Origin of the sequence: Caulobacter sp. (assembly GCF_035254145.1) — a bacterium.
Lineage (GTDB): Bacteria > Pseudomonadota > Alphaproteobacteria > Caulobacterales > Caulobacteraceae > Caulobacter.
Window position 1 is genome coordinate 1 of record NZ_DATFAV010000151.1, and the last position, 9,580, is coordinate 9,580.

At 67.4% G+C, this 9,580-nt stretch carries 8 protein-coding genes and 1 pseudogene; 6 read left to right on the top strand and 3 right to left on the bottom strand.

Features of this window, described 5'->3' with window-relative positions:
• From VJ655_RS08895 to VJ655_RS08905, 3 genes are all read left to right on the top strand, one after another.
• A partial coding sequence (locus VJ655_RS08895; protein ID WP_324110710.1) for a hypothetical protein occupies positions 1–200 on the top strand: 200 nt, incomplete at its 5' end.
• 138 nt (positions 201–338) lie between these two features.
• Positions 339–1,754 carry a cystathionine beta-synthase gene (locus tag VJ655_RS08900; RefSeq protein WP_324110711.1) on the top strand — a complete coding sequence of 472 codons (1,416 nt, stop codon included), beginning with the start codon at positions 339–341 and terminating at the stop codon, positions 1,752–1,754.
• Between the two features lie 17 nt (positions 1,755–1,771).
• Positions 1,772–2,947 (top strand): PLP-dependent aspartate aminotransferase family protein, encoded by a 1,176-nt coding sequence (locus VJ655_RS08905; RefSeq protein WP_324110712.1) that lies wholly within the window; start codon positions 1,772–1,774, stop codon positions 2,945–2,947.
• Here VJ655_RS08905 and VJ655_RS08910 read toward each other — a convergent pair.
• A complete protein-coding gene (locus VJ655_RS08910) occupies positions 2,877–3,866 on the bottom strand; it encodes a mechanosensitive ion channel family protein (RefSeq protein ID WP_324110713.1) in 990 nt (329 codons plus the stop codon). The genes VJ655_RS08905 and VJ655_RS08910 overlap by 71 nt on opposite strands.
• A 146-nt stretch (positions 3,867–4,012) precedes the next feature.
• Between VJ655_RS08910 and VJ655_RS08915 the strand changes: the two genes are divergently transcribed.
• Both VJ655_RS08915 and VJ655_RS08920 read left to right on the top strand, forming a co-directional pair.
• Positions 4,013–5,173 carry a DegT/DnrJ/EryC1/StrS aminotransferase family protein gene (locus VJ655_RS08915; RefSeq protein ID WP_324110714.1) on the top strand — a complete coding sequence of 387 codons (1,161 nt, stop codon included), beginning with the start codon at positions 4,013–4,015 and terminating at the stop codon, positions 5,171–5,173.
• 94 nt (positions 5,174–5,267) lie between these two features.
• A complete protein-coding gene (locus VJ655_RS08920) occupies positions 5,268–6,524 on the top strand; it encodes a multidrug effflux MFS transporter (RefSeq protein ID WP_324110715.1) in 1,257 nt (418 codons plus the stop codon).
• On the opposite strand, the gene VJ655_RS08925 is transcribed toward VJ655_RS08920, so the two are convergent.
• Entirely contained in the window at positions 6,525–8,135 is a 1,611-nt protein-coding gene (locus VJ655_RS08925; RefSeq protein WP_324110716.1) for a cisplatin damage response ATP-dependent DNA ligase, read from the bottom strand. It lies immediately after the preceding gene.
• A 121-nt stretch (positions 8,136–8,256) separates the two neighbouring features.
• On the opposite strand from VJ655_RS08925, the gene VJ655_RS08930 reads away from it, so the two are divergent.
• A complete protein-coding gene (locus VJ655_RS08930) occupies positions 8,257–8,688 on the top strand; it encodes a PaaI family thioesterase (protein WP_324110717.1) in 432 nt (143 codons plus the stop codon).
• 33 nt (positions 8,689–8,721) lie between these two features.
• On the opposite strand, the pseudogene VJ655_RS08935 reads toward VJ655_RS08930, so the two are convergent.
• Positions 8,722–9,580, bottom strand: a pseudogene (locus VJ655_RS08935) (glutamate synthase large subunit); the annotation flags it as partial.

The following is a 9,580-nucleotide window of genomic DNA, read 5'->3' on the forward strand; positions in this document are numbered from 1 at the left end:
TTACCGGTCCCGAAGACGTCGATCGTTTCTCGCGCTTTCTTCAGGGCTTTCTCTCGGCCAACGACTTTCCGTTCGTGATCGTGCACGACACCCCGGAGTTCCTGGGGCAGTTGCGCAAGGTGGTGTTCGAGGACGCGGGCCTCAGCCGCAAGTTCGCCCGCGAATGGGTCAGCCTGCACGGAACCTTGGGAACCGCCTGAGCGCCACAGGCTCGGACGCGTAGCGGGATTCGCCGCGACCGCGCTCCCCGTGGGCGAGGCAACCAGCAGCTCTTCCCTTCGTTGGGAAAACAGGCCTAGCTAGGGAAAATCGTTTCGCCTGGCCTGCGGAGCTGCGCCATGAACGACCCCAAATTCCAATATACCACGTCAAGCCTGCCTCCGGTCGCCGGATCGGCCCTCGACCTGATCGGGCGCACGCCGATGGTCGAGGTCAAGCATCTGGACACCGGCCCGTGCCGCCTTTTCCTGAAGCTGGAGAACCAGAATCCCGGCGGGTCGATCAAGGATCGCGTGGCGCGTTCGATGATCGAGGCGGCGGAGGCCGAAGGCCGGCTGAAGCCCGGCGGGACGATCATCGAGGCCACCGCGGGCAACACCGGCCTGGGTCTGGCCCAGGTGGCGAGCCTGAAAGGCTACAAGCTGATCCTGATCGTCCCCGACAAGATGGCGCGGGAGAAGATCCTGCATCTGCGGGCGATGGGCGCGGACGTCCGCCTGACCCGCAGCGACGTCGGCAAGGGCCACCCCGAATACTACCAGGACATGGCTCAGGCCCTGGCTCAGTCGATCCCGGGCGCGCTGTACGTCAATCAGTTCGAGAACCCGGCCAATCCGCTGGCGCACGAGACGACCACGGGTCCCGAAATCCTGGCCCAGATGGGCGGCGACATCGACGCGATCGTAGTTGGCGTCGGTTCCGGCGGCACGCTGACGGGCATCGGCCGCTACATGAAGGCCCATGCGCCGAAGACAAAAATGATATTGGCCGACCCCGAGGGCTCCATCCTGCGGGACTACGTCGAGACCGGCAGTTTCGGCGAGGCCGGCAGCTGGATCGTCGAGGGCATAGGCGAGGATTTTATCCCCGCCAACGCCCAGATGGACCTGGTCGCCAAGGCCTATTCGATCAGCGATCGCGAGAGCGTCGAGACGGCGCGCGAGCTGCTGCGCAAGGAGGGAATCCTGGCCGGCTCGTCCTCGGGCTGCCTGCTGGCCGCGGCGCTGCGCTATTGCCGCGAGCAGACGGAGGCCAAGCGGGTCGTGACCCTCGTCTGCGATACGGGTTCGAAGTACCTGACCAAGATGTTCAACGACCTGTGGCTGGCGGCCCACGGCTTCGACGACCGCGAGCTGCATGGCGACCTGCGCGACCTGATCGCCAAGCGCTATGTCGACGGGGGCGTCGTCGCCATCGGCCCGGAGGACACGCTGCTGACCGCCTACAATCGCATGCGTTCGTCGGACATCAGCCAGCTGCCGGTGGTGGATCGCGGCAGGCTGGTGGGCATCCTCGACGAGAGCGACATCCTGGCGGCGGTCGAGGGTCAGGACGAGCACCGCGAAGGGCGCTTCAAGACGCCGGTGGGCGAGGCCATGACCCGTGAGGTTCGCACGCTTCAGGCCCACCAGCCGGTCGAGGCCCTGCCGGAAGTGTTCGATCGCGACGAGGTCGCCCTTGTCGTGGACGGCGAGGAGTTCCTAGGTGTGATCACCCGGGTCGACCTGATCAATCACCTGCGGATGAGCGCGTAGCCCTTTCGAGGACTTTCATGACCGATATCCCTGGTAAGAACCGCCTGGACTTCGCCACGCGGACCATCCACGGCGGCCAGTATCCGGACCCGACGACGGGGGCGGTGATGGTCCCGATCTACGCCACCTCGACCTATGCGCAACAGAGCCCCGGAGAGCACAAGGGCTTCGAATATAGCCGCAGCCACAACCCGACCCGCTTCGCCTTCGAGCGCTGCATCGCCGACCTGGAGAGCGGGACGGCCGGCTTCGCCTTCGCCTCGGGGCTGGCGGCGGCCGCGACCATCCTGGAGACCCTGGACAGCGGCGCGCACGTGATCGCCAGCGACGATCTCTATGGCGGCTCGTTCCGGCTGTTCGACAAGGTGCGCAAGCGCTCGGCCGGCCTGACCTTCAGCTTCGTCGACATGGCCGACCTCGCCGCCGTGGAGGCGGCGATCACCCCGGCGACGAAGATGATCTGGGTCGAGACGCCGACCAATCCGATGCTGCGCCTGGCCGATCTGGCGGCCATCGCCGCCCTGGCCAAGAGGCGTGGCCTGGCGACCGTCGCCGACAACACCTTCGCCAGCCCCTATGTGCAGCGGCCGCTGGAACTGGGTTTCGATGTCGTCATGCACTCGGCGACCAAATACCTCAATGGTCACTCGGACGTGGTGGCGGGCGTCGCGGTGGTCGGGGACAACGCCGCCCTGGTCGATCAGATGAAGTTCCTGCAGAACGCCGTCGGCGGAGTGCTGGGGCCGTTCGACAGCTTTCTCGCCCTGCGGGGGGTGAAGACCTTGGCGCTTCGCATGCAGCGCGCCTGCGACAGCGCCCTGGAGATCGCCCGGTGGCTGGAGCGTCATCCGGCGATCGAGCGGGTGATCTATCCGGGCCTGGAAAGCCATCCGCAACATGACCTGGCCCGGCGGCAGATGCTGGGCGGATTCGGCGGGATCATCTCGGTCGAGGTGCGAGGCGGCCTGGCGCCGGCGCGCCGAATGCTGGAGCGCACGCGGCTCTTCACCCTGGCCGAGAGCCTGGGTGGGGTCGAGAGCCTGATCGAGCATCCGGCGATCATGACCCACGCCTCGATACCGGCCGATCAGCGCGCGGCGCTCGGGATTTCCGACGGCCTGGTCAGGCTTTCGGTGGGGATCGAGTCTTGCCGGGATCTGATTTCCGACCTCGGCGCTGCTTTATCAGACTGATCAGGTGATGATGCTCGCCTTCGCCCGGCATGGCCGGCGAGGGGTCCTTGGCCTTGGTGGGGCGCGGCGGCGGAAGGTCCTCGCGCGCCGGATTCTCGGCCAACAGGTGCGCCGTCAGCATCAGGTCGGTCTTGACCGGCCCGAAGTCGGGCGAAGCCGTCCAGACCCGGATCGCCGCCTGGGCGAAGGCCTCCGAGAGATCGGTGACCTCGATCATCGGCGCCGGATCCTTGCGGATGCGCGGATCGTTCTCGGCCCGCTCCCGAAGGCGTCGAAGCACCGTCATCAGATCGGTCTTCAGCGGCACCTTGAAGAGTACGTCGGCCCGCCGGTTGCGATGGGTCGAATAGTTCAGGATGACGTCGCCGAACACCTTGCTGTTGGGGATCATCACCTTGACGTTGTCGGGCGTGGCGATCTCGGTGAACAGCAGGTCCAGCGCCTTGACGGTGCCCTGGCGGGTCGAGGTCTCGATCAGGTCGCCGACCCGGTAGGGCCGGAACAGCAGGATCATCACGCCGGCCGCCACGTTCGAGAGGGCCCCCTGCAGGGCCAGGCCGATGGCCAGGGAGGCCGCGCCCAGCACGGCGATGATGGAGGTCGCCTGCACGCCCAGTTGCTGCAGCACCGCGACCAGGCCCACGGCGATGACGGCGTAGCGCGCCAGCGACGCGCTGAAGCTCTCCAGCGTCGGGTCGGGGTTGGCGCGATGCACGCGCGTCAGGGTCCGGCGCATGAACCGCGCGGCCCAGCCGGCGATCCAGAACGTCACCGCCAGGATCAGGGCGGCGACAACCAGGTTCACCGCCAGCCTGCCTAGCCAGTCGAGGAAATGTCCGAACATGGTCTCGTCGGCCTTCACATTGGCGAGCGACGGCAGGGACGTGTCCGCCGGTATGATGCTGGGCTTTGTCTTCATGCTAATCTCGATAGGCGCCCCTGCCCCCTCCGGTCAACGAGACGGCGCCTCAACGGTTCCGCTTCGTTTCCGGGTCTCCAACGGAAACAGTCAGTTACATCAATTGGCTCGAAATCGTCATGAACCGACACTAGAGCGTGGCGCCCATGAGCATGCCCTTCATCGACCTCGCCGCGCAGCAGCGCCGGATCCGCGACAAGATCGACGCCGCGATCGCCAAGGTGCTGGATAGCGGCGCCTACGTCATGGGTCCCCAGGTCCGTGAGTTCGAGGCCAAGCTCGCCGAATTCGGCCAGGCCAAGCTGGCCTTGTCCTGCGCCAACGGCACCGACGCCATCGCCCTGCCGCTGATGGCCTGGGACGTCGGCCCCGGCGACGCCGTCTTCTGCCCATCCTTCACCTTCGCCGCGACGCCGGAAGTCGTGCCGTGGGTCGGGGCGACGCCGGTGTTCGTCGACGTGCTGGAGGGCACCTTCAATCTCGACCCGGCCCGGCTAGAGGCGGCCATCGCCGGCGTGAAGGCCGAGGGGCGTCTGACGCCAAGGGTCGTCATCGCCGTCGACCTGTTCGGGCAGCCGGCCGACTATCCGGCCATCAAGGCGATCTGCGATCGCGAAGGCCTGAAGCTGATCGCCGACAGCGCCCAGGGCTTCGGCTGCACGCTGAACGGCAAACATCCCCTGCATTGGGCGGACGTGGCCACCACCAGCTTCTTCCCGGCCAAGCCGCTGGGCTGCTACGGCGACGGCGGGGCGGTGCTGACCAACGACGCCACCCTGTGGGACCTGATGGACAGCTACCGCGTCCACGGCAAGGCGGTGGGTCCTGATCTCGCGGGCAAGACCTTCGACCATGACCCCAAGTACCTGAACACCCGCATCGGCATGAACTCGCGCCTGGATACCATCCAGGCGGCGATCCTGATCGAGAAGCTGGCGATCTTCGCCGAGGAGATCGACCTTCGGCAGACGGTGGCCGCCCGCTACGCCGAAGGGCTGAAGGGCGCGGTGATCTCGACGCCCGCCGTGATCGACGGCGGCGTGTCGGTATGGGCTCAGTACGTGATTGAGCACGGGGATCGTGATGGCCTGGCGGCGCATCTGAAGACGCAGGGGATTCCCACGGCGGTCTACTATCCCGTGCCGATGCACGTGCAGGCGCCCTACGCCCAATTCCCGCGCGGCGCCGGCGGGTTGCCGGTGACCGAGGCCAAGGCCGAGACGGTGCTGGCCCTGCCGATGCACCCTTATCTGGGCGAGGCTGACCAGGCGAAGATCATCGACGCCATCCGGGCCTTCAACGGTTAGATCGTCGTTCTTTGATCTGGCGCCCCACGCGCCAGATCCTATATGCCGCGCGAACGCGTCTCGTGCTGGGGCGTCCAGATCGCGAGAGCTCTCCATGTCAGACACCGCCCCCTCGCCGCACCGCGGCATGGGCTTTGGCCAGTTCGTCGCCCTGATCGCGGCGATGATGGCCACCAACGCCCTGGCCATCGACTCGATGCTGCCCGCCTTGCCGCATATCGGCGAGGCGCTGGGCGTCCATGATCCCAACGCGCGCCAGTGGGTGATCACGTCATACCTGCTGGGCTTTGGCGTCGCGCAGCTGGCCTACGGGTCACTGGCCGACCGCTACGGCCGCAAGCCCGTGCTGATGGTCGGTCTGTCGCTCTACACGATCTTCGCCGCGCTCTGCGCCTTCTCGACCTCGTTCGAGATGTTGCTGATCGCCCGGTTTCTGACCGGCCTCGGCGCGGCCTCGACGCGCGTGCTGTCGGTGTCGATCGTTCGCGACTGCTACGCCGGCCGCCAGATGGCGCGGGTGATGTCGCTGGCCTTTATCGTCTTCCTGGCCACGCCGATCATCGCCCCGTCGCTGGGTCAGGCGATCATGCTGGTCGCCTCCTGGCGCTGGATCTTTGGCGTCCTGTCGATCTTCGGCCTGATCGTCATCGCCTGGGTGGCGATCAAGCTGCCCGAGACCCAGCATCCGGAAGATCGCATCCCGATCTCGGTCGCCGGCGTCAGCTCCGCCTTCAAGACCGCCCTGACCGACCGCGTGGCCATGGGCTACACCCTGGCCGCGGCCCTGGTGCTGTCTGGCCTGTTCGGCTTTCTCAATTCCGCTCAGCAGGTGTTCTCCGAGGTGCTGCACGCCAGCGACATCTTCCCGCTGGTCTTCGCGGGCATCGCCGGGACCATGGCGGTCTCGTCTCTGCTGAACTCGCGGATCGTCGAGCGGCTGGGCATGCGCAAGGTCTCGCATTGGGCCTTGATCGGCTTCATCGCCTTCGCGGGCGCGCACGCGGCGGTCGCGCTCACCGGTCACGAGAGCCTGATCACCTTCGCCCTGATGCAGGCCGGCATGATGTTCTGCTTTGGCCTGGTGATGTCGAACTTCGGCGCCATCGCCATGGAGCCGCTGGGCCATGTGGCCGGCGCGGCCGCCTCGATCCAGGGCTTCATCACCACCGTGGGCGGGGCGGTCTGCGGCTTCGTGATCGGCCAGCTCTACGACGGCACCACCGTGCCGCTGACCCTGGGCTTCACCGGCTTCGGCCTGGCGGGCCTGCTGGTGGTGCTTGGGACCGAGAAGGGCAAGCTGTTCCAGACCGGCCATCCCGCCCAGGCGGCGGCCGGCGGCGGCGCGCACTAGCTAGTCCAGCATCGCCTCCAGGGTCGCCAGTTCGTCGGCCTCCCTCGACGGCTTGTCCCAGCGGATGCGGTTGATGCGCGGGAAGCGCATGGCGACGCCGGACTTGTGCCGGGCCGAACGTTGCAGACCCTCGAAGGCCACCTCGAACACCAGGCCAAACTCCAGGTCGGCCCTGACCGAGCGGACAGGGCCGAAGCGCTCGATCGTGTGATCGCGGACGAACTTGTCGATCTGCCTGAGCTCCTCGTCGGTGAAGCCGAAATAGGCCTTTCCGACGGGGGTCAGAGCGCGTCGGCCCTCTTCGTCCTCGCGCCAGACGCCGAAGGTGTAGTCGGAATAGAAGCTCGAGCGCTTGCCGTGGCCGCGTTGGGCGTACATCAGCACCGCGTCGATCAGGTGCGGGTCGCGCTTCCATTTGAACCACGGGCCCTTGGGGCGTCCCGGTTCGTAGACGCTGTCCCGACGCTTCAACATCAGGCCTTCCGAAAGGCGCGCGTCGCCCTCGGGAGGATCCAGGCGCAGGGCGGCCAGTTCCTCCCAGGTCGAGAAGGGTTGCAGCGGGGAGAGGTCGATCCGGGTGGTCTTCAGCCGCGCGACGAACGCCTCCAGTCGCGCCCGTCGCTCGACGAAGGGCAGGCCGCGCAGGTCTTCCTCGCCATCCAGCATCAGGTCGTAGGCGCGGACGCCGGCCGGAAAGTTCGCCAGCTGCTTGCCGTCGACCGTCTTGCGGTTCAGCCGCTGCTGCAGGTCGCCGAACGGGGCCAGGGCGCCGTCGCGCAGGACCAGCAGTTCGCCATCGATCGCGCCCTCGAAGTCCAGCGCCTCGATCACGTCCGGGAAGCTGGCTGAAATGTCGTCGCCAGTGCGGGTGTAGAGCTTGCGTTCGCCCCGCTCGCTGACGGCCTGGACACGGATGCCATCCCACTTCCATTCGGCGACGTAGTCCGCCGGATCCAGCTTGGCGAAGTCCACGGCCTCGTCGATCGGCTGGGCCAGCATCACCGGCCGGAAGCGACCTGGCGCATCGGGCGAAGGGCGCTCGGAGCGGCCCTCCAGCCAGGCGAAGAGGTCGCCATAGGGCGGTTCCATCGCATGCCAGACCTCCTCGATCTGGCCGATCTCGACGCCGCCGAAATTGGCGCAGGCCTGCTTGGCCAGGCGCGCCGAGACCCCGACCCGAAGCCCGCCCGTCATCAGCTTCAAGAGCGCCCAGCGGCCGTCGGGGTCCAAGGCGTCCAGCCAGCCCTCGATCAGCCGCTGCACCTCCATGCGTGACGCCGAATGCAGAGCCTCGACCACCTCGGACAGCTCCGGCGGACGGTTCGCGCCGGGCTTGGCCGGCCAGACCAGGGCGACGGTCTCGGCCAGGTCGCCGACGTAATCGTAGGACCAAGCGAACAGCTGGGCGTCCATCCGCGCCTCGACCGCCTTGCGGATGAAGGCTGGCTTGGCCGCATTGAATGACAGCGCTCCGGTCAAGGCCGCCAGGGCGTAGCCGCGATCGGGGTCCGGCGTCTGGCGCAGATGGTCCTCGATCAGGATCAGCTTGGCGTTGCGCGAGCTGGTCAGGGACAATCGGTCGAGCAGGTGGGCGAAGGCGCGCATGGACATGGAATGTCGAGCCGCCTCCATTCGTTCAGCCGACGCCCTAACGATGGCGCCCGCGTCCCCTCGCGCAAGGGGGTCATCGATGCTAGATTAAAACAGTTGTTTGAAATCAGGCGAGGCGGTCATGGACGACATCCCCGAGGGCTTCTCCCCGCACACGCGCAAGAGCCCGATCACCGAGCCGTGGGAGCCGCTCTACGCCCGTGCGGCGCCGGACCGGCTGGTGTTGGCGACGCGGGTGCGCGAGGCGCATTGCAATTCGCGGAGCATGCCGCACGGCGGCTTTCTGGCGGCCCTGGCCGACAACGCCATGGGTCTGTCGCTGGCCGCCAGCCTGGCGGCCGCGCGCCAGTCGGCCGGCGGACTGGTCACGGTGTCCCTGACCCTGGACTATCTGGGCTCGGCCAAGCTCGGCCAGTGGCTCGAGTTCGACACCGACTTCGTCAAGCTGGGTCGCTCGATCTGCTTCGCCGAGGCGACGGTGCGCGCGGACGGGCTACCGGTGGCCCGGGCGCGAGCGACGTTCAAGCTGCTGGAAGCCAAGGCGGCGGCGTGAGTTTCCCTCTCCCCCAAGGGGAGAGGGATTGTATCAGGCCCGTTCGTTGACCGGCTCTTCCGCCGCCAGCGGCTGAGGCAGGCGGCTGATCATCTCCTTCGGGCAGACCTGCCAGAACTGGTCGCGCACGCGGTCCCAGTCGCGCAGCAGGGTCGCGGCGAAGACCGAATCCGTCTCGCGGGCGTGCTCGGCGATCAGAGAGCGCAGGACGCCTTCCCAATAGGGCGAGGCCAGGCGCTGGACGAGGATGCTCTCGGGATTGACGTTGGCCTGGAAGCGATCGTGCTGGTCGAGCACGAAGGCCATGCCGCCGGTCATGCCAGCCCCGAAGTTGTTCCCCGTCGGACCCAGGATCACCACCTGGCCGCCGGTCATGTACTCGCAGCCATTGGCGCCGCAGCCCTCGACCACCGTCACCGCGCCGGAATTGCGGACGGCGAAGCGCTCGCCCGCCTGGCCCGCCGCGAACAGCCGGCCCGACGTGGCGCCGAATAGCACGGTGTTGCCGATCAGGGCGTTGCTCTCCGGCGCGGCCAGGCCGCGCGCCGGCTTGATCACGATCGTCGCGCCCGACAGGCCCTTGCCGACATAGTCGTTGGCCTCGCCTGCCAGCGCCAGGGTGATGCCCGGCGGCACGAACGCGCCAAAGCTCTGCCCGGCGGACCCGGTGAAGTGGAAGCGCAGGCAATCGGGAGGCAAGCCTTCCGAACCGTGGCGCCGCGCGATCTCGCCGCTGAGCATCGCGCCGACACTGCGGTGGACGTTACGCACCGGCAGGCGAAACTCGGCCGGGGTGCGGGTTTCGATCGCCTCCTTGGCCATTTCGATGAGTTGGTGATCGAGCGCCTTCTCCAGGCCGTGCTCTTGGGCCTTCAGGCGCCGGCGACCGACC

What these genes read in the sequence shown, in the direction of transcription:
- VJ655_RS08900 (WP_324110711.1), top strand. Translation starts at nt 339, where the DNA reads ATGAACGACCCCAAATTCCAATATACCACGTCAAGCCTGCCTCCGGTC.
- VJ655_RS08905 (WP_324110712.1), top strand. Translation starts at nt 1,772, where the DNA reads ATGACCGATATCCCTGGTAAGAACCGCCTGGACTTCGCCACGCGGACC.
- VJ655_RS08910 (WP_324110713.1), bottom strand. Translation starts at nt 3,866, where the DNA reads ATGAAGACAAAGCCCAGCATCATACCGGCGGACACGTCCCTGCCGTCG.
- VJ655_RS08915 (WP_324110714.1), top strand. Translation starts at nt 4,013, where the DNA reads ATGAGCATGCCCTTCATCGACCTCGCCGCGCAGCAGCGCCGGATCCGC.
- VJ655_RS08920 (WP_324110715.1), top strand. Translation starts at nt 5,268, where the DNA reads ATGTCAGACACCGCCCCCTCGCCGCACCGCGGCATGGGCTTTGGCCAG.
- VJ655_RS08925 (WP_324110716.1), bottom strand. Translation starts at nt 8,135, where the DNA reads ATGTCCATGCGCGCCTTCGCCCACCTGCTCGACCGATTGTCCCTGACC.
- VJ655_RS08930 (WP_324110717.1), top strand. Translation starts at nt 8,257, where the DNA reads ATGGACGACATCCCCGAGGGCTTCTCCCCGCACACGCGCAAGAGCCCG.